The organism is Acidimicrobiales bacterium (assembly GCA_035630295.1).
In the GTDB taxonomy this organism is placed as follows: domain Bacteria; phylum Actinomycetota; class Acidimicrobiia; order Acidimicrobiales; family Iamiaceae; genus Iamia.
Window position 1 is genome coordinate 220652 of the sequence record DASQKY010000042.1, and the last position, 23541, is coordinate 244192.

The window sequence follows — 23541 nt, forward strand, 5'->3', positions numbered from 1 at the left end:
GGTGATAGCTGCCGATTGGTCAACCCGCGCAGGGCAGCAGCGTAGTAACCACGATGCGCAGGCAACTCTCTTAGAAGAGCCTTCGCTACCCATCGATTGGCCCGCAGCCACATCATTGCCTCCAGGAGATCAGCAGGGCTTGCTCTACTTCGATAGTCCTGCTCCCCCGAGCATTCTCCATGTGCAGCTATTTGATTCCGTGCATCCGGTAACGGGGGAGCCGGTCGCGGAACCGATCCATGAGATCTTGTGTGAAATGAAAGGGTTTGAAGTTCCACCGAGCTGCCCTTTTAGTGGGTATCAGAACGGCACGTCAAGTGTTCAGATTTCCGTACCACCACTGGATCAGAACCTTTATGCAGTAGTGTTTGGTATTTGGACCGTTGACCCTACTGCCATGGAGGAGGATTCCACGGCCTCCTATCTTATGCAGTTTCAACCTGGTTGATTCCGCCCTGTGAATAGTTGAAGCGCACTGGGTCCGTAGATGGCGGCTGTGGTCTCCGAGATCGCAGTTACTCTGGGGCGCGGAAATGGGGACTGCAGATGCCTGATCAACCGAACAAGGCGGCGAAGCGGCGCCTGAAGCAACAGAGCGCCCTCGCGCGCTTTGCTGGGAGGAGGTCGATTGCGGCGGCGAAGTCAGAAGCCGCGGCACTGTACGAAGCTTTTCTTCAGAGCGACCGCCCTATGTATTGGCTGCAAGACGATTCCTCCAATGTGAGCATGCGCTATCTGAGCTCATTCCTCGATGACGGCGTCAGTGGGCATGTCGATCTTGTCGGTCGAAATGGAGTTTCAGGTCGTGCCACCGCCAACGTGCTGGTACGAACCTGCTGGTACGGACCATCTGCCGCGATCGACCACGTCCGCATGGAGCGGGACGGTCTGGTGCGCGAAGTGAGATCGCTCATCGCCAGTCCGGAACGTGTGCCCTTCGATCCCGAGTGGACCGTGGAACAGGTCGAAGTTGATGGCCGACTCGTCGACTTCCACGTGGCTGAGGGGGTGGGATGCCTGGTCATGGCCGGACGCCCAGCCCCTTCGTGTGTTGTTGCGCTCCATGTGGAGGGCGAGCGACGCAAGATGCTGCTGTCATCTTCGATTGTGCGGTCTGCCTTCATGTCGCCTGCTGAGTTGTTCGACTGAGCTCACGAGGACACGAGCCCTCTCTATGAGGATCGGGGCCGGTTCCGGGGGCGGGGCGGCTCGGCGGTGGCGGGGTCGGCCGGCCACGGGTGCTTGGGGTAGCGGCCGGCCATCTCCCGGCGGACCTCGGCCCAGGTGCCGGCCCAGAAGCCGGGCAGGTCGGCGGTGACCTGCACGTCGCGCCCGGCCGGCGACAGCAGGTGGAGCACCAGCGGCACCCGGCCCCCGTCCACCGTCGGGTGCACCGCGGTACCGAACAGCTCCTGGACCCGGACGTGCAGGGCCGGGGCCTCCCCGGCGTAGTCGACGGCCACCTGGCGGCCGGAGGCCACCGGCACCCGGTCGGGGGCCACCTCGTCCAGGCGCCCCAGCCACGGCCACCCCAGGCGCTCCCGGAGGGTGTGGGCCAGGTCCACACGCTCCAGGCCGGCCCGCCCCGTGGCCCGGTCCAACCGGGGCCCGAGCCAGGCCTCCAGGTCGGCCAGCAGGGCCTCGTCGGACAGGTCGGGCCACTCCTCCCCCGCCCCGACCCGGGCCCGGCGGGCGAAGGTGGCCCGTTGCTGGAACCGGCGGGCGCCCTCGGTCCAGCGCAGGACGCCCAGGCCCCGCTGGCCGACGTGGGCCAGGAGGGCGGCCACCGTCGTCGCCCCCGGCGGGGGGGCGACATCGCGGGCCGACAGGACCAGGGCCCCCAGCCGCCGCTCGGTCCGGGCCCGCAGGTCGTCGCGCCCCTCGTCCCACCCCACCTCGGTCACCGTCTCCACCGCGTCGCCCCCCAGGGCCACCACGTCGGCCTCGTCCAGGGCGGCGGCGATGCGCACCCGGTGCCCGCCGGGCACCGCCGGCCCCGGTCCCGGTCGCCCCCCGCCGACCCGGCGCCCCGCCCCCGGCCCCCGGGCCCCGGGGCCGTCCGGGGCGGTGTCGAGGTCGGCCACCACCAGGTACGGCTCGCCGGCCAGCGGGTCGCCCTCGGGCAGGGCGGCCCCGGTCCCGTTCCGGAGCCGGACCCGCCCTCCCGGGCGGGCCTGGGCCAGGCGGTCCGGGTAGGCCAGGCCCAGGAGGGGGCCGCAGGCGGTCAGGTCGACGGCGCCCCGGGGGCGGACCCCGGCCCGGCGGGCCACCTGCCGGGCCCGGCGGCGGGCGCCCCCCACCGCCCCGTCGTCGGCGGCCGGGTGCGAGGCCCGCTCGTCGGCCAGCACCCGCAGCCGCTCGGCGGCGTCGACCGGGACCTCGCCGGGCCGGCCCCGCAGCACGTCCCGCTCCTCCAGGGCGGTGGCCAGCAGGCACGCCTCCCACCCGTGGCCGGCCCGGTCCCCGTCGACCACCATCCGGGCCAGGCGGGGGTGCAGGGGCAGGCCGGCCGCGGCCCGTCCGGTGGCGGTGGGCCGCCCGTCGATGTCGAGGACGCCGAGGGTGGCCAGGAGGGCCCGGGCCGCGGCCAGGGCCGGGGCCGGCGGCCGGTCCAGGAAGCGCAGCTCGTCCTCGGCCGCCCCCCACAGGGCCAGCTCCAGGGCCAGGCCGGCCAGGTCGACCTGGGCGATCTCCGGGGTGGCGAACCGGGCCCGGGGGGCGTGGTCGGCCTCGGACCACAGGCGGTAGGCCACCCCCGGGCCGGTGCGCCCGGCCCGCCCGGCCCGTTGCTCGGCCGAGGCCTTGGAGGCGGTCACGGTGGTGAGCCGGGTAAGGCCCCGGCGGGGGTCCAGGCGGGGCACCCGGGCCCGGCCGGCGTCGACCACCACCCGCACGCCGGCCACGGTCAGGCTGGACTCGGCGATGTCGGTGGCCAGCACCACCCGCCGCCGCCCGGGGGGCGAGGGGGCCAGGGCCTGGTCCTGCTGGGCCGGGGGCAGGGCGCCGAAGAGGGGGCGCACGTCGACGGCGGGGGGGAGGGCATCGCCCCGCAGCCCGTCACCCACCCGCCGGATGTCGGCCGCCCCGGGCAGGAACACCAGCACGTCGCCCTCCTCGGCGGCCACCGCCTCCCGCACCACCCGCACCGTGTGGGCGTCGGGGCGCTCGCGGTCCCGGGGTGGGGCCCACCGGAGGGCCACCGGGTGCTGGCGGCCCTCGCTGGCCACCGTGGGCGCCGGCCCGTCGGCGTCGCCCAGGGCCTCGGCCAGCCGGTCGGCGTCGAGGGTGGCCGACATGGCCAGCACCCGCACCTCCGGGCACAGGGCGGTGCGGGCGTCGAGCAGCAGGGCCAGGGCCAGGTCGGTGTGCAGGTTGCGCTCGTGGACCTCGTCCAGGACCACCAACCCCACCCCGTCGAGGGACGGGTCGCGCTGGAGCCGTCGGACCAGGATGCCCTCGGTCACCACCTCGATGCGGGTGGCCGGGCCGGTGACGTCCTCGTCCCGGGTCCGGTAGCCGGCGGTGGACCCCACCGGCTGGCCCAGGAGCTCGGCCGTGCGCCGGGCCGCGGCCCGGGCGGCCAGGCGGCGGGGCTCCAGGACCACGATCCGCCGGCCGGCCAGCCACGGCTCGTCCAGCAACCGGAGGGGCACGACGGTGGTCTTGCCCGCGCCCGGCGGCGCCTGGAGCACGGCCACGCCCCGCTGGCCCAGGGCCCGGCGGAGGGCGGGGACGCAGGCCTCGACCGGCAGGTCGGTGGGGGGCGGCGCCGTCACCCCGCCAGTGTGGAGGACCGCGTCACCGAGGACCGGGCCGGCCCGCTGGTCAGCCGGCCCAGCCCTCGGTGACGCGACCGGTGGCCAGGTCGAGCACCTGGGGGATGGACTCGGTGGTGAACACCACCCGCCCCCCGGTCACCCGCTCGATGCGGGCCGACGGGCTGGTGCTGCCCTCGTAGCGGAGGGCGAAGGTGTCGCGCCCCACCGGACGGGCTCGGCCCGTGGCCACGGCCACGTGCTCCACCGTGAGCCGCTGCCCGGGGGAGGCCAGGGTGACCAGGGCGACGTCGTCGGCGCCGGCCGGGGCCAGCAGGAACCGGGCGTCGCCGGCGAACAGGGTCTCGGTGGAGCGATCGGGGCTCAGGTCGAAGGCCTCTACCCCCCGGGGCAGGGCCCGGTCCCACAGCGCCTCGCCCCGGCGCAGGTCGAAAGCCAGCAGGCTGAGGCGGGCCGTGCCCCGGCTGGAGGTCACCGCCGTCACCAGCCGGCCCCCGGCCAGCACCGCGGGCCCGGCCGGGGCCGTGTCCCGGGGCAGGGGCAGGGCCGTCATCGAGCCCTCGGACAGGCCCACGTGCACCAGCGCCGAGGAGTCGGAGATCACCAAGTCGGTGCCGTCCGCGGTGGTGGTGGGATCGGTCAGGCCGGAGCCCAGCTCCGCCGCCCGGGACCACCGCATCCGGGGATCGGGGAGCGTCCACCGCTGCACGCAGGTGGTGGTGGACCCGAAGGCGAGGACCACGTCATCGCTGCCCGGCACCGGGATCACCGGGGAGTCGGGCTGGAAGGCGATGACCTGGGCCAGCTCGGCCGGGTAGGCCGGGTCGGGGCAGGACGGGGTGATGCGCCCGCCCACCTCGCCGGTGGCCGGGTCGGTCACCGCCAGCGAGGCGGGGCCGGAGAGGTCGACCTGGTCCACCACCAGCAACGTCCCGCCCACCACGTGGGTCGACCCCCGGGGCGACTCCAGCCGGCGGCTCCATCGGCCCGAGCCGTCGGCCACGTCCAGGGCGGTCACGGTGGCATCCCGCCCCAGCACCACCAGGGTGTCACCCAGGACGGCGAAGCAGTGGCGGCAGCGGGGGTCGACCTCGTCGGACGCGCTGGCCCGCCACCGGGAGGCGCCGGTGGCCCGGTCGAGGGCCACCACCTCGGCCCCCAGGCTGGCCAGGACCAGGTCGTCGGTGACCCGGAACTGGGCCGAGTAGACGTCGGCCGGCACCACCGGGGCCGTCCACGCCACCTCGCCGTCGATGGCCACGCGGGCCACGACGCGGTCGCCGGAGCCCACGGGCTGGGCCAGGCCCACGACCTCGGTGGGCCGGCCCCCGGCGCCGGTGACGACCTCGCTGTCCCCCGTGGTGACGGTCAGCTCCAGGTCGGTGTCGCCGCCGCCGGCCCGGGAGACGGCCCGGCCGGCCTGGTAGACGGCGAAGCCGATGGGCACCAGCGTGGCGGCCAGGATGACCAGGGCCAGCAGGCACCCGAGGCCCGGCCCTCGCCGGCGCCGGCGGCCGGGCGTCGGGGTGGTGCCGGCGGCCGGGGGCGCGGTGGGGCCGAAGGTGGGCACCCCGGCTCCGACCGCGGCCCCGGCCCCGAACGGCCCCCCGGGAGCGGCGGCGCCCGGGCCCCCGAGCGGGGTCGGCGGGGGCGGCGATGGCGGTGGCGGGGGCAGGCCCGGACCGCTGTCGCCCACGTGGTGGAACAGGCCGCACCCGGGGCAGACGATGTTGTCGTCGTCGTCAGGTGGGGGCAGCGACCCGCCGCAGCGGTTGCAGCTCGACGGACGGGACATGGGGGCGCTCCTCGTCGGTCCGTCACCGCCCGGTGGGACCGGGGCCACGCTACTCGCCGCCCGCCGGTGGGCTCGGGGAAGCGATCCCCGGATCGGTGGCCCAGGCCGTAGGTTCGACGCCGTGGATCGCCGCCGGATCGTCGCCCCGCCCGGGCCGAACGGGCCGCACGGGGCCCTCCGGCACCGGGCCGGCGACCGGACCGGCGTGGGCTCGGACCGGGCCCGGTGAGCACCGGTGACGTTACCGCCCTGATGGCCGTGCTGGCCCTCCTGGGCTCGGTGGTGCTCGCCGGCTTGGTGGTCGGGGTGGCCGTGCCCTCGCTGCGGGTCGGCCTGCGGCGCCAGCTGGCCGGCCAGGGCGTGGCCCTCGCCACCGTGGTGGCCCTGGTGGCCACCCTGGGCAGCCTCTACCTCAGCGAGGTGGCCGACTTCCCGCCCTGCCGGTTGTGCTGGTTCCAGCGCATCGCCATGTACCCGTTGGTGGTCGTCCTGGGCCTGGGGGCGCTGCGCCGCGACGCCGGGGCCCGCCTCACCGGCCTGGTCCTGGCCGGTCTGGGCCTGGCCGTGAACCTGTGGCACGGGGCGGTGGAGATCCGTCCCAGCCTGGAGGGCAGCGGGTGCGACCCGGCCAACCCGTGCTCCATCCGCTGGGTCGAGGAGCTCGGGTTCTGGACCATCCCCCGCATGGCCACCGTGGCCTTCGTCCTCGTGCTGGCCCTGCTGGTGCTCGACCGCCCGGCCCGGCACCCCAGCGCCAGCCCCGGCCCCGATCCCCGTCCGCTGTCCCAAGAGGAGCCCGTCCCATGAGCACCCTGCCCCCACCCGACCCACCCGGCCCGCCGGGCCCCAGCCGCGTCGATGCCGCCCGCGGCGGCTCCCGCTTCCCCCTGGTGGCGGCGGCCGTGGCCGCCCTGGTGGTGGTGATCGTGGTGGCCGCCGTGGCCATCGTCCTGGTGGGAGACGACGACGGGGGCACCACCGCCGGCCCCGACCCCGCGGCCGTGACCGATCCCGAGGCCGGGCCCGACGACGCCCCCTCGGACGAGCCCCCCGGGGAGGAGGCCTTCGGGCCCGTCGCCGTGGAGGGCCCGGCCCTGGAGCGCCTGCCCCGGGACGGCGACGACCCGGCGGTGGGCGAGCCGGCCCCCCGGTTGGTGGGCCGGACGCCCGGGGGGGCGGAGATCGCCGTCGAGCCGACCGCCGGCCCGGCCGTCATCGCCTTCGTGGCCCACTGGTGCCCGCACTGCCAGGCCGAGGTGCCCCGCATCGTCGAGCTGGCCGGGGGCGAGGCCGACATCCAGGGGGTGGAGCTGGTGGCGGTGGCCACCGGGACCGACCCCCGGGCCCCCAACTACCCGCCCGGCTCGTGGCTGGCCGGCGAGGGGTGGCCGGGGACCGTGCTGCTCGACTCCGAGGAGGCGACGGCCGCCGCGGCCTACGGGGTGACCGGCTACCCGTTCCTGGTGGCGGTGGACGGCGACGGGACCGTCGTGGCCCGCTCGTCGGGGGAGCTGGGCGACGAGGGCCTGGCCGACTTCTTCGCCGAGGCCGCCTCGGCGTCCTGACCCGGGCCACCGACCGTCGGGGAGCGCCCGAGGTGCGGACCGGTCACCGATCGGGAGCGATGGCGGGCGACACCGGGCGCGGCCGCCCGGTGTCGCCCCGTCGGGACCCGCTCAGCCCGGGACGGCCATGGTGTCGAGCACCACGGCCACGCCGGTGACGGTGGCGGCGATGCGGCCCACGTCGCGGATCTCCTCGGTGCTCCGCCCCGCCTTGCGCAGCTCGGCCACGTGGGAGGCGATGCAGGTGTGGCACTGGCCCACGATGGCGGCGGCCAGGGCGTAGAGCTCGAAGCGCTCGCGGCCCACCCCGCCGTGGGTGGTGAAGGCGTTCATCCGCAGGCCGGCCGGTGCCGTCTGGAGCTCGGCGTCGTCGGACAGCTCGGGGAACGGGTACCACGTGGTGTTCATGGCCATGAGGGCAGCCGCCGTCCGGGCCCCGGCGGCCTGGGTGGCCGGCAGCTCGTCGGCGGCCTCGAACGCCTCGACCAGGTCGCGGGAGCGGGCCATGACGGCGGCGGCCAGCGCCGCCCCCAGGGCCTCCTCCAGGTCGAGGGCGCTGCGCTCGATGACCGATCCGAGGTTGAGGCGCAGGTCCTTGGCCTCGTCGGGGATCACCGCTTTGACCGGGGCCAGGACGTCGGCCAGCGTCGCCATCAGAGCGTGTCCCCGCCCAGGGACCGGTTGCAGGGGCACAGCTCGTCGGTCTGGAGCCCGTCGAGGATGCGGAGCGTCTCGGACGGGTTGCGGCCCACGTTGAGGTTGTTGACCGAGACGTGCTGGATGGTGTTGTCGGGGTCGACGACGAAGGTGGCCCGGAGGGCGACGCCCTCGGGGGAGCGGACGCCGAGCTGGTCGACCAGCGAGCCGGTGCTGTCGGCGAAGCTCCACTGGTCGAGCTTGTCCAGGTCCGGGTGATCGCGGCGCCAGGCCAGCTTGGTGAACTCGTTGTCGGTCGAGCCGCCCAGGACCACGGCGTCGCGGTCGGCGAACTCGGCGTTGAGCTTGGCGAAGGCCGCGATCTCGGTGGGGCAGACGAAGGTGAAGTCCTTCGGGTAGAAGAAGATGACCTTCCACTTGCCCTCGAAGCTGGCCTCGGTGATGTCCTCGAAGGCGGACTCGCCCCCCTGCTCGTGGTCGTTGAAGCCGGGCTTCACGCCCACGACCTTGAATGGCTCGAGGGTCTCTCCGACGGTCTTCATAGATCCTCCTGTGTGGGCCGGCGGACCGGCCCCGGTGCAGTTGTTAGGTGTGCTTATCAAACTACAGACACAATCTCGGTTCCCAACCCGGGCGGGGAGGATCAGCCGCCGGCCAGGGCGGCGCGGAGGCTGGAGTCGAAGGCCTGCTGGGCCTGGTCGAAGCCACCGGCGGAGGCCAGCACGGCGCCGGCCCCGCCCAGGGCCTCGGCCAGGTGACGACGACCCTGGCGCCCCCACTCGTCGTCCACCCAGCGCTCCAGGAAGTGGGGCTCCCGCTCGGCATGGGATCGGGGCGTGCCGGTGGCCACCTCGTCGAGCAGGGCGGCGGCCAGCTCGGGAACGCCCAGCCCGGTGCGGGCGCTGGTGCGGTGGACCTCGGGCGGCTCCGCGTCGAAGGGGCGGGCCAGGCCCAGGCTGGCCGTCAGGTGGTGGTAGCTGCGCCCGGCGGTGGGTTCGTCGCACTTGTTGAGCACGAAGGCGTCGGGCACCTCGACGATGCCGGCCTTCAGGAACTGGACCTCGTCGCCCCCCAGGGGCTGGAGCACCAGGTACACCCGGTCGGCCAGGTGGCGGACGTCGGCCTCGCTCTGGCCGATGCCCACCGTCTCCACCAGCACGCAGCGGAACAGGCGGGTCAGCAGCCGGCACACCTGGAAGCTGGAGGGCGACAGGCCCCCCAGCTCGGCGGCCGAGGCCTGGCTGCGGAAGAACAGGCGCCGGTCGTCGAGGGGGCTGCGCATCCGGGTCCGGTCGCCGAGCAGGGCCCCGCCGGACACCGCGCTGGACGGGTCGATGGCCAGCACGGCCACCGTGAGCTCGGGCTCGGCCCGCAGCATCTCCACCGTGACCCGGGCCAGGAGGCTGGACTTGCCCGAGCCCGGGGTCCCGGTCACCCCCAGCACCGTGCAGGGCGAGGCCTCGCCCCCGGCCGCGGTGTCGAGCAGGTCCAGGGCCCGGGCCCGGCGGGGCGCAGACTCGGGCCGTGAGTCCTCGAAGACCCCGATGAGCCGGGAGACGGCGTGCTTGTCCAGGCCTCGGGCCCGCTCGACCAGCTCCTCCAGCGCGCTCCCCTCGGCGTGGTCACCCACCGGATCGGGTCACGCCGCGCCGGAGGCGGCGCCGGCCTCGATGATGGCGACGAAGCGCTCCATGATGTCGATCAGCTCGTAGTCGGCCGGCGTGAACACCTGCTCGACGCCGATGGCCTTCAGCTTCTCGACGTCGCCCTGGGGGATGATCCCGCCGAACACGACGTGGACGTCGGCCCCGTGCTGGCGCAGGCCGTCGATGATCTGCTGGGCCAGCTCCACGTGGCTGCCGGAGAGGACCGAGGCCCCGATGAGGTCCACGCCCTCCTCCACCGCCGACTGGACGATCTCGCCGGGGCTGAGGCGGATGCCGGAGTACACGACGTCGAAGCCCACGTGGCGGGCCGACACGGCGATGACCTCGGCCCCGTTGGAGTGGCCGTCCAGGCCGGGCTTGCCCACCAGCACCTTGGGCCGGTGGCCCAGCCGGTCGGCCAGGCCCTGCACCCGGGCCCGCAGGTCGTCGACCCGGTCGCCGCCCAGGCCCAGCTTCTGGCCCTCGACGCCGGTGGCCGGGCGGTACTCGCCGAACACCTGGCGCAGGGCCCCGGCCCACTCGCCGGTGGTGACCCGGGCCAGGGCGCACTCGATGGACGGCTCCATCATCGACGAGCCGTCGCGGGCGGCGGCCTTGAGGGCCTCCAGGGCGGACTGGGCCCGGTCCTCGTCCCGGGCGGCCCGGACCGCGTCCAGGTTGCCCAGGGCCTCGGCGATGGCCGACTCGTCCAGGGTGAACAGGCCGCCGTCGTCGCCGGCCAGCAGGGGCGAGGGCAGGCCCTCGGTCCACCGGTTGAGGCCGACCACGATCTGCTCGCCGCTGTTGATGGCGGTCATGCGCTCGCTCATGGAGCGGACCAGGGCCGACTTCAGGTACCCCGACTCGATGGCGGGGATGACGCCGCCCATGCCCAGGATGGCCTCGATCTCGGCCTTGGCGTCGCGCTTCAGCTCGGCCACCTTGGACTCGACCACCACCGACCCCTCGAACAGGTCCGGGTACTCCAGCAGGTCGGTCTCATACGCCAGGATCTGCTGGAGGCGCAGCGACCACTGCTGGTCCCAGGGGCGGGGCAGGGACAGGGCCTCGTTCCAGGCCGGGAGCTGCACGGCCCGGGCCCGGGCGTCGCGGCTGAGGGTGACCCCCAGGGCCTCGATGAGGATGCGCCAGGCGTTGTTCTCGGGCTGGCTCTCGGTCAGGCCCAGCGAGTTGACCTGCACGCCGTAGCGGAAGCGGCGGTACTTCGGGTCCTCGACGCCGAAGCGGTCCCGGCAGTACTCGTCCCACAGCTCGCCGAAGGCGCGCATCTTGCACATCTCCTCGACGAACCGGATGCCGGCGTTGACGAAGAAGCTGATGCGCCCCACGGCCCGGCTGAACTGCTCGTCGGTGAAGTGGCCCCGCTCCTTGATGAGATCGAGCAGGCTGATGGCGTTGGCCAGGGCGAAGGCCAGCTCCTGGGTGGGCGTGGCCGCCGCCTCCTGCAGGTGGTACGAGCAGATGTTGGAGGCGTTCCACTTGGGGATCTCCTCCAGGCAGTACTCGTACATCTCGGCGATGATCCGCAGGCTCTCCTCCGGGGGGAAGATGTAGGTCCCCCGGGCCAGGTACTCCTTGATGAGGTCGTTCTGGGTGGTGCCGGTGAGCTGGGCCACGTCGACCCCGCGCTCCCGGGCCAGGGCCACGTACAGGGCCAGCAGCCACATGGCCGTGCCGTTGATGGTCATCGAGGTGTTCATCTTCTCGATGGGGATCTCGTCGAACAGCACGTGCATGTCGTCGAGGCTGTTGATGGGCACGCCGACCTTGCCCACCTCGGGGCGGGCGATGGGGTCGTCGGAGTCGTAGCCGCACTGGGTGGGCAGGTCGAAGGCGATCGACAGGCCGGTCTGGCCGGCGGCCAGGTTGGCCCGGTACAGGGCGTTGGAGGCCCGAGGGCTGGAGTGCCCCGAGTAGGTGCGGATGATCCACGGCCGGTCCCGGACGGGCTCCCCGTCGGCGTCGTGGAGGCGGTGCGCCTGGCGCTCCTGCGGCGTGTCGTCGCTCATGCCCGAAGGCTACGCCCGCCCCACCGGGACCCCCCAGCCCGGGCCGGGCCCGGAACGGGGGCGGGCGCCGGACCGGCAGCCGGAGCAGCCGACCCGACACCGGATCGGGGGAGGGGATCCGCCGGTCAGGAGGCGGGGCGGCTCCGCAGCAGGGCGGTGCCCCCGGCGGCCAGGCCCAGCAGGCCCAGCACGATCCCGGCGATGGCCAGGCCGTTCGTGCCGCCGTCGCTGTCGTCACCGTCGTCCGACCCGGTGGAGGAGGCCGGGGTACCGGCCGCCGCCTCGGCGTCGCTGCTGGTGGCGGCGTCGCCGTCGTCGGCCGGTTCGGTGGCGTCGTGGCCGTCGCCGGCCTCGGCCTCTCCCACGGTGACGAAGGGCGCCGGGCTCTCGGGCTCCTCACCGCCCTCGGGGGTGTCCTCGATCCAGGCCGTCTCCCCCTCGACGCAGGTCTGGATCACGCCGAACTGGAGGCGCTGGCCCACCTCCTCGGGGGCCGTGAACCCGATGGTGAACACCTGGCGGAAGTGGGGGTCGAGCTCGTTGCCGTCCTGGGCCGTCCAGGTGATCTCCGAGACGCGCTCGGTCTGGGGCTCGCCGTGGCTGCTCTCCACCGGCTCGTCCAGCGCCGTCTCGGTGGCCTCGACGTCCCAGCCGGCCAGGACCTGGGGCGCGGCGTTGAGGACGCCCTCGGGGACCTGGACCGCGATCTGGCGGGTGGGCGAGTCCTCGCAGCCGTGGCCCACCGTGAACGAGAGGGTGGTCGAGCCGCCGGCCGGCACGGTGTCCTTGTCCGCGGTGACGTGGGCCCCGGCCGGGGTGGCCAGGCCCAGGGCCAGGGCCCCGGCGGCGAGCAGGCCGAGCCCCAGGCGGGCGGTGCGGGTGGTCATGGTGGGATCTCCTGTGGGTGGGACGGAGGGTGGAGGGAAGATGTCGAAGGGGAGACGAGCGGAGAGCGGCCGGGCCGGCCAGCAGCGGGGGCGGGAGGGAGCAGGTGGCCTCAGGCGACGATGCGGACCTGGAAGGTGGCGATCTCCTCCTCGTAGAGGGAGGTCCGGGCCGCCACCTCGACGGTCCAGGTGCCACCGATGGAGAGGTCGTCGCTGATCAGGGTCCAGTGGCCGGGCCCGGTGGGGGCGGGCGTCCGCTCCAGGCCGGCGACCTCCGCGGCCGGGAGGGAGAAGCGGACCTCCACCCCCTCGGGCAGGTCCCAGGGCTGGCCCTCCGTGTCGTAGGTGTAGAGGTGCAGGGTGGTGCGCCCGGCCCGGGTGGGGTCGATGTCCATGGCCACCTCGCCGTCACCCAGGGGCTGGCGGTCGGCGAAGGGGGCGGCCACCGCGCTGCGGGCCGGGGTGATGTCGACCAGGGCACCGGTCACCCCCACCACCAGGGCCAGCAGGGCCACCTCGATCACCAGGGTGCGCCGCAGGACCGAGAGGGCCGTCGCCCCCCGGCCGGCGGCCGGGGTCTCGCCCGACGGAGCCTCGCCTGACGGGGCCGCGGTGGCGGGCCCGTCCAGGTCGTGCTCCACCAGGGGCACCAGGCGGTAGCGGTTCCAGCCCCCCAGGAGGGCCACCAGCCCCACGATGGCCACCTTGGCCAGCAGGAGCTGGCCGTAGGGGGTGGTGACCAGGGCCCGGGTGCTGCCCACCTGGGTCCAGCCCAGGGTGCCTCCGGCCACGGCCACGACGGCCAGGGTCAGGCCCGCCACCCCCGAGAAGCGGAGCACGGCCGGGGCCGGCGAGGTGCCGGCCCGGCGTCGGGCCGCCACCACCACCAGCAGGCCGGCCAACCCGCCCAGCCACACCGCGGCCGCGGTCACGTGGGCGGCGTCGGCGCCGATGGCCACCGCCGCCGGGGAGGAGGTGGCGGTGTGGCCGGCCACCGCGAACGAGGTGGCCACCGCCACCAGCCCCGCCCCGGCCACCACCCGGTCGCGCCCGGCGTCGACGGCCACGAACAGCAGGGCCAGCAGGGCCACGGCGGTGGCCAGGCCCACGTTGTCGGCCAGGATCTGGCCCAACACCCCGGGGGCGGTGATGGAGTCGGGCCCCAGGCCGGTGGCCAGGGCGGCCCGCAGGGGCAGCTCCAGCACCAGGCCGACCGCGCCCACCCCGGCCGCCACCCGCACCACCCGGCGCAGGCCGGCCCGCTCGGCCCCGCCGTCGTGCACGGCCACCAGGAACAGGGCCAGCCCGGTGGCCAGCAGGGCGCCCCCGTAGGCCAGGACCCGGGCCGCGGTGCCGGCCAGCCGCCACGCCGACTCGTCACCGGAGCCGACCAGGGCGTCGACCACCGAGTCGTCGAGCCGTTCGGCCCCGTCGCCCACGCCGAAGGTGAAGGCCCCGTCGATGGGGTGGCTGTCGGCCGAGACGGCCCGCCAGACCACCACGTAGGCCCCGTCGGCCAGGTCGCCCCGCAGGGGCACGGTCACGGTGTCGCCCCGGACCTCGACCCCGCCCCGGTCGACCCGCTCGCCCTCGGCGTCGAGCACCCGGACCTGGCCCACGCTCACCGACACGCCCTCGTTGAAGGTCAGGGTCACCTCGGTGGGGGCCTGGCCCAGGGACCCGCCGTCGGCCGGCGTGCTGGTGAGGAGCTGGGCGTGGGCCCCGGCCGGGGCGGCCCCGAACCCCAGGACGGCCAGGGCGGCCACGGCGGCGAGGGCGAGGCTGGCTCGGGGGACGAGGCGCCGGGCTCGCCCGCGGCGGGCGGGATCCGCCGTGTCCCGGCCGGCCCCTCCCGGCGGGCCGGCCGGCGGCTGGGTGACGTGACGCCCGGCGAGGAGGGACCTCGGTGGGGCGGTCGGGGGGGCGCTCACGCCGGGGCCGGGGCGGTGCCGCCCCGCAGGTCCCGGCCCGGACGGGCCGGGAGGAGCCACAGCAGCAGCACGCCGGCCAGGTCCAGGACGTGGTGGGCCTCGGTGAAGGCCAGGGTGGCCCCCTGGGCCATGTCGACCCCGGCGGTCACGGCCATGGCCCCGGCCAGGGCGCCGGCGAAGGGCAGGAGGCCGGTGGCCAGGCGGGGCCGCCAGGCGGCGCTGAGCAGGCCGACGGCCAGGGCCAGGTCGAAGGCCCCCATCTCCCGGGCCACGTGCACCGGGGCCTCCGCGTCCTGGGCCAGGAAGATGGCCGGCACGGCCAGGACCAGCTGGGTCAGGCCGATGGCCAGGAGGCCGTAGCGCACCGCCTCCCGCACCGGCCGGGGCCGGGACGTCACCGGCACCCGGGCCAGGATGTCCTCGGTGCGGTCGGCCACCACCTGGGCCGGGCGGACCCGGACGGCCCGGTGGAGGTGGGCGGCCTCGGCGGCCCAGGCCCGGCACGCCCCGCACCGATCCAGGTGCACGTCGACGGCGGTGTCGTCGACGCCGGGGGGGAGGGCCTCGTGGTCGAGCCGGGCGGAGAGGGCCTCGCGGCAGTCGGGGCAGCGCATGGAGGCCAGGTCGCTCCCGGGCCGAGGATGGTTCCCAACCTGAACGACGATCCCGCGGGGTGGTGGACAACGACCGTCGCCAGCCGCCACGCTCGCGGGTCGTGGACCCGCTGACCCGCCTGGCCCTGGAGGCCCGTGACGGCGACGAGCTCAGCCTGGCCGGCTTCGTGCGGGCCTCGCAGGCCGACGTCTGGCGCCTGGCCGCCCACCTGGTCGATCGGCCGTCGGCCGACGACGTCGCCCAGGAGGTCTACCTGCGGGCCATCCCGGCCCTGGCCCGGTACCGGGCCGAGGCGCCGGCCCGGGCCTGGCTGCTCGGCATCGCTCGCCGCACCTGCGCGGATGTGATCCGCCGCCGGGGGCGCGAGCGGCGGTTGTGGCGGCGCCTGGTGGCCCAGCCCGACCCGGCCGGTGAGGCGGGGGCCGCACCGGCCACCGGCGACGTGGAGCTGGACGCCCTGCTGGCCGCCCTGGCCCCGGACCGGCGCGACGCCTTCGTCCTGACCCAGGTGATCGGCCTGCCCTACGCCGAGGCTGCCGTGGCCTGCGGGGTGCCGGTGGGCACCATCCGCTCCCGGGTGGCCCGGGCCCGCGCCGAGCTGGCCACCGCGGTCCAGGACGAGGCCCGGGACGAGGCGGCCGGCACCGACGGTTGACACCTGCCTCGGACGAGGGCGGCGGCGAGGCAGACTGCGGGGCATGGCCGGACCGTTCGATCCTGACGGCGTGGTCCTCGCCAGGGTGCGCGAGGCCTGCCACGCCCTGCCCGAGGTGGAGGAGCGACCGAGCCACGGCTCTCCCGCCTTCTTCGTGCGGGGCAAGAAGACGTTCGTGATGTTCCTGGACGACCACCACGGCGACGGCATCCTCGGCCTGTGGTGCGCGGCCCCGCCCGGGGTCCAGTCCGACCTGGTCGACACCGAGCCCGAGCGCTTCTTCGTCCCGCCGTACGTGGGGCACCGGGGGTGGTTGGGCGTCCGCCTGGACCTCGACGTGGACTGGGACGAGGTGCGCGACATCGTCACCGACGCCTACTGCGCGGTGGCCCCGGCCCCGCTGGTTCGCCAGGTGCGTCCCGACGACGGGTGAGGCGGGGCCGTCGACGAGTTCGCTCCAGCCTCTTGCCATTTGCGCCCGCCGGGTTCAGCCCGGACCGGCGACGTCCCCGGCCACGGCGGTACCGAGCGCCGTCGCCCCCGAGGGGGCCCCGGCGGGGACGTGGAGCACGGTGGGCCGGCGCCGGCCCCGGAGGGTGACCCGCTCGCCGGCTCGCCAGTGGTCGGCCTCGGTCCCCCCGGCCGCGGCCACCGCCTCGCCCGAGGCCAGCACCAGGCCGGGCACGTCCTTGGCCAGCTCGGTCAACCGGGCCGCCTCGTTCACCGGGTCGCCGATCACCGTGTACTCGAAGCGCTCCTCGGAGCCGATGTTGCCGGCCACCGCGGGGCCGGCGGCCACCCCGATCCCGGCCCGGCAATCGGGCACCTCGGCGGCCAGGCGGGTGGCCAGGTGCCGGGCCGCGGCCAGGGCGGCGCCGGCCGGGTCGGCCCGGGGGCCCGGCGCCCCGAACACGGCCAGGGCGGCGTCGCCCTGGAACTTGTTGATCCAGCCGCCGTGCTCGTCGACGGTCGACACCACCACGGTGAAGAACCGGTTCAGCACGTCGACCACGTCGGTGGCCGGCCGGCCGGCGGCGATGCCGGTGGAGTCGATGATGTCGACGAACAGCACGGCCACGTCCCGGACCTCGCCGCCCAGCCCCGGGCCGCGACCCAGGGCCTCTTGGGCCACGTCCTCGCCCACGTGCCGGCCGAACAGCTCCCGGAGCTGCTCCCGCTCCCGCAGCCCGTCGACCATGCGGTTGAACCCGTCCTGCAGCAGGCCCAGCTCGCTGGCGTCGTAGACGTCCACGGCCACGTCCAGGTCCCCGTCGCCGACCCGGGCCATGCCCTGGCGCACCTCCCGGACCGGGTCGGCCACCGCCCGGGCCCCGAGAAGGGTGACCCACAGGCCCACGCCCAGCGCCACCCCGCCGATGACGACCATGGTGACGGCCAGCGAGGTGCGGGTGGCCGTCCCCTCGGCCAGGGCGAAGACGCCGGTCACCACCAGGCCCAACAGGGGCACCCCGGTGCCCAGGGCCCAGGCCAGCACCTGCCGGAGGGCCACGCCGGGCAGGCGGGGCCGGTCGACGTCGCCCTGGGCCAGGGCCCGGGCCGCCACCGGGCGCATGATCCGCTCGGTGGTCAGGTAGGTGACGGCCCCGGCCGACAGGCCGCTCAGGACCACGGTGAAGGCCACCCTGCTGATCAGCCGGGGGTCGAACAGGCCGTTGACCAGGCCGAACAGGCCGGCCGAGGCCATCCACAGGAGGAGCTGGACCCGCAGCAGATGGCGGGGGGTGCGCAGGACGGCGCCGACCTCGCCGGTCGACGGGTCCCGGCCCTCGACCAGCCAGCGACGGGCGGGGGCCAGCACCCGGGCCCCCCACACCGTCCCCGCGGCCACGGCCAGGGGCGCCCACACGGAGACCAGCACGGTGTTGACCAGCAGGACGCGGCCCGGGTCGTCGAGGGGCTCGCTGGGCAGGACCCAGGCCACGAAGGCGAAGGCGGCGGCGGCCGCCCCCAGGTTGGTGACGGCGCTGCTGGACGACACCCCCACCGTCACCCGGCGGGCCAGGCGGGGCCCCTCGGCGGGCGGTCGGGTCCTGGCCCGGGTCCGGTGGCCCATCAGCGTCGGGGCCGGTCGGGGGGGCGGCCGGGCGTCACCGCCCCAGCGTGGCACCTCCGGCCCGGGGCGGGCGCGGTCGGGGCAGACTGGCCCCCCGCCACCCCCGGAGGAGCGCCCCCATGGCCATCGACTTCACCCTCGAGCCCGAGATCGAGGAGCTCCGCCTGCGGGTCCGCTCGTTCGTCGACGAGGTGGTCAAGCCGGGGGAGGCCCGCATCGGCGGCCTCGACACCGTCGACCAGCGCGACGAGTACGTCCGCACCCTCATCGAGATGCGGGGCCAGGCCCAGGAGGCGGGGCTGTGGCTGCCCCACATGCCGAAGGAGTGGGGGGGCATGGAGCTGGGGCACGTGGGCCTGGCCATGGTCCAGGCCGAGGCGGCCAAGTCGACCTACGGGCCGTGGGTGCTCAACTGCCAGGCCCCCGACGAGGGCAACATGCACACCCTCCTGCACTGGGGCACCGACGAGCAGAAGGAGCGCTACCTGCGGCCCCTGTGCGAGGGGCGGGTCATGAGCTGCTTCGCCATGACCGAGCCCGAGGTGGCCGGCTCGGACCCCACCCTCATCAAGACCCGGGCCTACCCGGACGGCGACGAGTGGGTGATCGACGGGCACAAGTGGTTCATCTCCAACGCCCACCGGGCCGGCTTCGCCATCCTGGTGGCCCGCACCGAGGACGACCCCGACCTCCCCCAGGCGGCCAACACCGCCTTCCTCGTCGACATCCCGTCCGAGGGGTGGACCGAGGTGCGCCAGATCGAGACCATGCACGGCTCGACCGGCCACTCCGAGATCCGCATCGAGGACCTGCGGGTCCACCAGGACCAGATGCTGGGCGGCCGGGGCCAGGGCCACCTGCTCGGCCAGTACCGGCTGGGGCCGGCCCGCCTGGCCCACTGCATGCGGTGGATCGCCCAGGCCGAGACGGCCCTGGACATGATGGTCGAGCGCTCCCTCGACCGCTTCGCCCACGGCTCGCTGCTGGCCGAGAAGCAAGGCATCCAGTGGATGATCGCCGATTCCACCATGGAGCTGTACCAGTCCAAGCTCATGGTGCTGCACGCCGCGTCCAGGATCGACGCCGGGGTGGACTTCAAGAGCGAGGTGTCGATGGCCAAGCACTTCGTGGCCAACGCCCTGGGCCGCATCATCGACCGGTCGATCCAGGTCCACGGCGCCCTCGGCTACTCGACCGACACCCCGCTGGCCTCCATGTACCAGCACGCCCGCTGGGCCCGCTTCGCCGACGGGGCCGACGAGGTCCACCAGATGCGCATCGCCCAGCGCACCATCGCGGCCTGGAAGGACCACGGCTCCACCCGCACCGCCACCGGCGACCTGCCCCTCTGACGGGGGCGCAGAGCTGGGGTTTCCGGGAACGCATGGGCTCGATCCGGCGCGCGTCGGCTCTGCGCGGGGTCAGGCGGCGAGGGCTGATGTGGGGGGAGGTGGTCGGGTAGTGCGACATCGGCCGTCGGGGTCGGTGACCCGGACGGTGGCGTCGGGGTCCATGGTGAGGGACCAGCCGGGTCGGTGGATGACGTGGTGGTGGTAGGCGCAGAGGAGGACGAGGTTGTGGGGGTTGGTGGGTCCGCCGTCGATCCAGTGGCGGACGTGGTGGGCGTCGCACCGATCAGGCGAGCGGTCGCAGCCGGGGAATCGGCAGCCTCGGTCTCGGAGGACGACAACGGTGAAGAGGGCGGCGGCCACGATGCGGGTGGCCCTGCCGTAGTCGAGGACTTCGGAGCGGCCTCGGGTGATGACGCGGTGGACATCGGCGTCGCAGGCCAGGCGTCGGGCCGTCTCGGCGTCGATCGTCGCTCCCTCGGGCAGGCGGGCAGTGCCGGCGCGGTCGGTGAGGGTGTCCAGGTCGATGGTGATGTTGAGGTGGGGGCGGTGTCGGGCCGCGACGTGCATCCCTTGGTGGTCGAGGAAGAACCGGAACACCGAGATCAGGGCGTCGTGGCGCTTCTCGGGCGGCGTGCGTGCGTCGTCGTCCCGCTTGGGGTCGAGCGCGACGCGCAGGGCGGCCTGCGCGGTGGCGTACCCCTCGGTGGTCAGGTCCGCGTCCAGGCGGCCTCGTCCGTCCATCAGCGGCGACAGGTGCGCCCGGCCCGCTTCCTCGATCGGGTCTCTCTCGTCCAGGAGGGCCTTGGCCTTGGCGGCCCAGTCGCGCATGGCGGCCGCCGTCTCGGGGACGTCCAACGGGGCCAACGCGGGCACGAGGGTGGCCTCGTGCTCGGCGTAGAGGCCTGCGGTGCGGTCGTTCACGTTGGCCACGACGGCCTGCACCTGACCACCCGACAGCGCCCCGCCGGTCCAGGCCCGAGCCGTGACCGGGCACCCCTGCAACCGTCGTGCCGTCGCCGCGTGGCGCGTCGCGTCCCGGTTCGAGAGCCGGGCCCGCACCCGGAGCCACGACGCCATCGACGCCGCGTCCTCCACGTCCCACAGCTCCGCCGCATCGAAGGCCCCCGCAGCCTCGGACACCTTCGCCGTCAACCGATCCAACAACCGGAACGCCTGAGAGCCAGGGCGTCGCCGTCGACGGGGATGTCCACGTCTTCGATCGCTCGGCGCAGCTCGTCCAACGGCATGGAGCCGACGTACCCGAGCCGCTGACGAACAAACGTTCGATCCATTGGACTTGTCGCGGCCTCCCCCGACCGTCAGCCGTCAGTGGTCGGCGGTCAGCCGGGAGGGGTGGGCTCGAACGGGGGCACGGGGACCGAGAGGGCTGCGGCCTCGGCCCCGCCGTCCACCTCGACCACCTTCCCCGTGACCCACGACCCGGCCGGTGAGGCCAGCCACAGGGCGGCGGCGGCCACGTCCTCGGGCTGGCCCACCCGGCCCATGGGCGTGCCCACCTCCAGGGCCCGGCGCATCTCGTCGTCGGCCATGACCACGTCGAGGGCCCGGGTGGCCACCGCCCCCACCGACAGGGCGTTGACCCGCACCCGGGGCGCCCACTCGGCAGCCATGGCCACCGTCAGCTTGTTGAGGGCGGCCTTGGCCGTGCCGTAGGCCGCGAAGCCGGGCACCACCTGCTGGCTCGACCGGGACGAGATGTTGACCACAGCCCCTCCGCCCGTGGTGTCGACCATGGCCCGGGCCGCCCGCTGGGCGAGCAGGAACGGGCTGACGGCGTTGAACTGCAGGGCGCGCTCCAGGAAGCGGCGACTGGTGTCGGCCGCGGCCCGGGGCGGCGTGCCGCCGGCGTTGTTGACCAGCACGTCGAGGCGGCCCAGCTCCGCGACGGTCCGGTCCACCAGGGCGTCCAGGGCCTCGTCGTCCATGACGTCGGCGGGCAGGGCCAGGGCCCGGCGGCCGAGGGCCCGAGCCTCCTCCGCCACGACCTCGACGTCGGCCGCGGTGCGGGCCGCCACCACGACGTCGGCCCCGGCCTCGGCGAAGGCCAGGGCGATGGCCCGGCCGATGCCCTGGCCGCCCCCGGTGACGAGGGCCACCTGCCCGTCGAGGCGGAAGCGGTCGAGGATCACGGCGCCTCCCGAGGCAGAGATCTGATGGGTCGTCAGGTTACGACCCGGCGAGAGCCCCTGCCGTCCTGCGGGGGCGATGGCGGTCCGGGCTCACTGTCCCGTCCCTGGCCGGCCGATGACGTAGCACGCGATGCCGGCGGCCACGCCGACGTTGAGCGAGTCCACGCCGGGGGCCAGGGGGATGCCGGCCCGCACGTCACAGGCCGCCTCGGTGGCCGGGGTGAGGCCCGGCCCCTCAGATCCCAGCACCAGGGCCACCCGTTCGTCGGGGCCGAGCGCGTCGGCCCACCGGTGGAGGTCCACGGCGTCGGAGGCCGGGGTCAGGGCCACCACGGTGAAGCCGGCGTCCCGCACGGGGGCCAGCCCCCCGGGCAGGTCGGCCAGGCGAGTGTGCGGCAGGGCGAAGCCCTCGCCCATGGAGGCCCGGTTGGCTCGCCGGTACAGCGGGTCGCACGATGCCGGGTCGAGGAGCAGGGCGTCGATGCCCAGGGCCGCCGCGCTGCGCAGGATGACGCCCATGTTGGTGGGGTTCACCACGGCCTCGGTGACGATCACCCGGCGGGCCGGGGCCAGCACCGCGGCGACGTCCGGAAGGGGCCGGCGGGCGAAGGCCACCAGGGCCCCCCGATGGGTCTGGTAGCCGGTGATGCGGGACACCACGGCCGGCCCGACCCGGTAGACGGGCACGTCGGGGCCCAGCCTCGGGGGCAACGGGTCGCGGCGGGCCCGGTCGACCAGCACAGTGGTGGCTCGGTAGCCGGCGGCCAGGGCCCGACCGGCCACCAGCTCCCCCTCGGCCACGAACACGCCCTCCATGTCGCCGCCCGGGGCCTCCCGCCGGCGCCGCAGGTCGTGGTCGCGCAGGCCCATGAACACGGCCAGCCGCTCGTCGTCGGGGTCGTCCACGTCGACGCCCCCCGGTCCGGCCGGCGCCGTCCGGTCGGGCCTCGTCGGCTCCGGTCCCACCGCCGGCCCCCGGGCTCAGGCCGAGTGCTCGGCCACGATGATGCCGACCTCGACGGCGTCGGCCGCGGTGGCCGGCTCGTCCAGGGCCGGGTCGTCGTCGGTGGCCGGCTCGGCGGCCATGAGCCGGTGGCTGAGGCGCGACGCCACCACGGCCACGACCGCCGCCACCAGGTTGCCGATGAACCACGCCGCGCTGGCCCCGTCGATGCCGTCGTCGCGCACCAGCACCAGGGCCGGGATGACGATGGCCAGGGTCAGGGTCAGGGTCATGGCCACCGTGGCCACGTGGCGGTGGAGGATGCGGACCTCCGACAGCAGCATCGAGGTGACGGCCCACGGGACCCCGGCCGCCACCATGATCGGGACGACCCGGGCGGCATCGGCGTAGTCGTCCCCGTAGACCAGGGTGACCACGTCGCGCCCGACGAACATCACCGCCGCGCCGGCCACCATCAGCCCCAGGGCCAGGCCCAGGCCCAGCCGGACCTGCGAGCGCAGGTGGGCGCCGTCCCGGCCGCCCTCGGCCAGGAGGGCCTGGCCCAGGGCGGTGGGCACGTAGAAGGCCACGGCCACGATGCCCCAGGCCACGTTGAAGCTGGCGTAGCTCTCGCCCGACACCGAGGCCAGCACGATGACCGGCAGGGCGAAGTAGGGGGCCTGGTAGGCCAGGGTCGACAGGTAGTTGACGGCCGAGTAGCGCACCGCGGCCCGGGCCGCGGCCGGCCGGGGCCGGAAGCGCAGGCGCCCGCCGGCGAACCGGGGGGCCAGGGTGGCCCCGGCGAAGCCGGAGAGGGCCACCGGCACCGAGGAGAACACGAACAGCCACAGGGCCCGGTGCTCGTGGCCCCGGAACAGGAACAGCAGCGGGAACCGGGCCAGGCCCACCAGGGCGATGCGGGCCATCACCAGGTTCCAGCGCCGGGCCGTCATGCACCGCACATCCGCGATCATGGACAGGGCGGCCCCGGCCACGGTGAGGAGGAACAGCACCGGCCCCCCCACCGGGTGCCAGTCGGTGAGCACGTCGATGGGCGACTCGTCGCTGGCGGCGTGGACCACGACGGCGAAGCCCAGCCCCATCACGCTGGCGGCCACCGCGGTGGCCACCGCGGCCCAGGTGAAGGTGGTGTCGGAGTCGTCGTCGCGGCCGGCGGCGTAGCGGGCCAGCGCCACCGGCAGGCCCAGGCCGGCCAGGTAGGTCACGAACAGGACCGACTGCGAGAGCTTGGCCGCCGCCCCCACGTCGGCCTCGACGTCGAGCCGGGCGGCGACGAGCCAGAACACGGCGCCCGAGAGGGCCTGGATGCCCGCCCCCACCACGAGCAGAGCCGACCCGGTGAGCAGGTGGCGGTGCCCGGCGCCGCGCAGGCGGGCGAGGGCGGCGGGAGGCTTCACGAAGGCGCCACGCTACCGGTCACCCGGTGGCGCGGGGGCAATGGCGG

The 23541-nt window shown here is 75.1% G+C and carries 21 protein-coding genes; 7 read left to right on the forward strand and 14 right to left on the reverse strand.

Annotated elements, in window-relative coordinates:
* Nucleotide 1 precedes the first annotated feature (1 nt).
* Both VEW93_11315 and VEW93_11320 read left to right on the forward strand, forming a co-directional pair.
* A complete protein-coding gene (locus VEW93_11315) occupies nt 2-448 on the forward strand; it encodes a hypothetical protein (GenBank protein HYI62378.1) in 447 nt (148 codons plus the stop codon).
* Between the two features lie 98 nt (nt 449-546).
* Complete coding sequence (locus VEW93_11320) at nt 547-1149, forward strand: hypothetical protein (protein HYI62379.1); 603 nt, start codon at nt 547-549, stop codon at nt 1147-1149.
* A gap of 23 nt (nt 1150-1172) precedes the next feature.
* Here VEW93_11320 and hrpB read toward each other — a convergent pair whose 3' ends face one another.
* Together hrpB and VEW93_11330 are read right to left on the reverse strand one after the other, a co-directional pair.
* Complete coding sequence (hrpB, locus tag VEW93_11325; GenBank protein ID HYI62380.1) at nt 1173-3776, reverse strand: ATP-dependent helicase HrpB; 2604 nt, start codon at nt 3774-3776, stop codon at nt 1173-1175.
* A 49-nt stretch (nt 3777-3825) separates the two neighbouring features.
* Nucleotides 3826-5571: a PQQ-binding-like beta-propeller repeat protein gene (locus VEW93_11330; protein ID HYI62381.1), complete on the reverse strand. Its 1746-nt coding sequence runs from the start codon at nt 5569-5571 to the stop codon at nt 3826-3828.
* A 252-nt stretch (nt 5572-5823) separates the two neighbouring features.
* Between VEW93_11330 and VEW93_11335 the strand changes: the two genes are divergently transcribed.
* Complete coding sequence (locus VEW93_11335; protein ID HYI62382.1) at nt 5824-6378, forward strand: disulfide bond formation protein B; 555 nt, start codon at nt 5824-5826, stop codon at nt 6376-6378.
* The gene (locus VEW93_11340) at nt 6375-7136 is read left to right on the forward strand and encodes a redoxin domain-containing protein (GenBank protein HYI62383.1); all 762 of its coding nucleotides are present in this window, start codon (nt 6375-6377) and stop codon (nt 7134-7136) included. Before VEW93_11335 ends, VEW93_11340 begins: the two co-directional genes overlap by 4 nt.
* A gap of 111 nt (nt 7137-7247) precedes the next feature.
* Here VEW93_11340 and VEW93_11345 read toward each other — a convergent pair whose 3' ends face one another.
* The 7 genes from VEW93_11345 to VEW93_11375 form a co-directional block, all read right to left on the reverse strand.
* On the reverse strand, nt 7248-7790 hold the full coding sequence (locus VEW93_11345) for a carboxymuconolactone decarboxylase family protein (protein HYI62384.1): 543 nt from the start codon (nt 7788-7790) through the stop codon (nt 7248-7250).
* Nucleotides 7790-8335, reverse strand: a complete 546-nt coding sequence (locus tag VEW93_11350; protein HYI62385.1) for a peroxiredoxin — start codon at nt 8333-8335, stop codon at nt 7790-7792. The genes VEW93_11345 and VEW93_11350 overlap by 1 nt, the downstream gene beginning before the upstream one ends.
* 101 nt (nt 8336-8436) lie before the next feature.
* Nucleotides 8437-9423: a methylmalonyl Co-A mutase-associated GTPase MeaB gene (locus VEW93_11355; GenBank protein HYI62386.1), complete on the reverse strand. Its 987-nt coding sequence runs from the start codon at nt 9421-9423 to the stop codon at nt 8437-8439.
* Nucleotides 9424-9432: 9 nt separating this feature from the next.
* On the reverse strand, nt 9433-11469 hold the full coding sequence (locus VEW93_11360) for a protein meaA (protein ID HYI62387.1): 2037 nt from the start codon (nt 11467-11469) through the stop codon (nt 9433-9435).
* A gap of 125 nt (nt 11470-11594) precedes the next feature.
* Entirely contained in the window at nt 11595-12356 is a 762-nt protein-coding gene (locus tag VEW93_11365) for a YcnI family protein (GenBank protein ID HYI62388.1), read from the reverse strand.
* 110 nt (nt 12357-12466) lie between these two features.
* Nucleotides 12467-14122 (reverse strand): copper resistance protein CopC, encoded by a 1656-nt coding sequence (locus VEW93_11370; protein ID HYI62389.1) that lies wholly within the window; start codon nt 14120-14122, stop codon nt 12467-12469.
* Nucleotides 14123-14283: 161 nt separating this feature from the next.
* Complete coding sequence (locus VEW93_11375; GenBank protein ID HYI62390.1) at nt 14284-14901, reverse strand: hypothetical protein; 618 nt, start codon at nt 14899-14901, stop codon at nt 14284-14286.
* Between the two features lie 101 nt (nt 14902-15002).
* Between VEW93_11375 and VEW93_11380 the strand changes: the two genes are divergently transcribed.
* Both VEW93_11380 and VEW93_11385 read left to right on the forward strand, forming a co-directional pair.
* On the forward strand, nt 15003-15557 hold the full coding sequence (locus VEW93_11380; protein ID HYI62391.1) for a sigma-70 family RNA polymerase sigma factor: 555 nt from the start codon (nt 15003-15005) through the stop codon (nt 15555-15557).
* Between the two features lie 43 nt (nt 15558-15600).
* Nucleotides 15601-15990, forward strand: a complete 390-nt coding sequence (locus tag VEW93_11385) for an MmcQ/YjbR family DNA-binding protein (GenBank protein HYI62392.1) — start codon at nt 15601-15603, stop codon at nt 15988-15990.
* Nucleotides 15991-16044: 54 nt separating this feature from the next.
* Here VEW93_11385 and VEW93_11390 read toward each other — a convergent pair whose 3' ends face one another.
* Complete coding sequence (locus tag VEW93_11390) at nt 16045-17556, reverse strand: adenylate/guanylate cyclase domain-containing protein (GenBank protein HYI62393.1); 1512 nt, start codon at nt 17554-17556, stop codon at nt 16045-16047.
* A gap of 194 nt (nt 17557-17750) precedes the next feature.
* On the opposite strand from VEW93_11390, the gene VEW93_11395 reads away from it, so the two are divergent.
* Nucleotides 17751-18983 carry an acyl-CoA dehydrogenase family protein gene (locus VEW93_11395; GenBank protein ID HYI62394.1) on the forward strand — a complete coding sequence of 411 codons (1233 nt, stop codon included), beginning with the start codon at nt 17751-17753 and terminating at the stop codon, nt 18981-18983.
* 69 nt (nt 18984-19052) lie between these two features.
* Here VEW93_11395 and VEW93_11400 read toward each other — a convergent pair whose 3' ends face one another.
* The 4 genes from VEW93_11400 to VEW93_11415 form a co-directional block, all read right to left on the reverse strand.
* Nucleotides 19053-20147 carry a DUF222 domain-containing protein gene (locus VEW93_11400; protein ID HYI62395.1) on the reverse strand — a complete coding sequence of 365 codons (1095 nt, stop codon included), beginning with the start codon at nt 20145-20147 and terminating at the stop codon, nt 19053-19055.
* Nucleotides 20148-20323: 176 nt separating this feature from the next.
* Complete coding sequence (locus tag VEW93_11405; protein HYI62396.1) at nt 20324-21133, reverse strand: glucose 1-dehydrogenase; 810 nt, start codon at nt 21131-21133, stop codon at nt 20324-20326.
* A gap of 90 nt (nt 21134-21223) precedes the next feature.
* Nucleotides 21224-22039: an RNA methyltransferase gene (locus VEW93_11410; protein HYI62397.1), complete on the reverse strand. Its 816-nt coding sequence runs from the start codon at nt 22037-22039 to the stop codon at nt 21224-21226.
* A 75-nt stretch (nt 22040-22114) separates the two neighbouring features.
* Nucleotides 22115-23494, reverse strand: a complete 1380-nt coding sequence (locus tag VEW93_11415) for a hypothetical protein (GenBank protein ID HYI62398.1) — start codon at nt 23492-23494, stop codon at nt 22115-22117.
* Between the last annotated feature and the right edge of the window lie 47 nt (nt 23495-23541).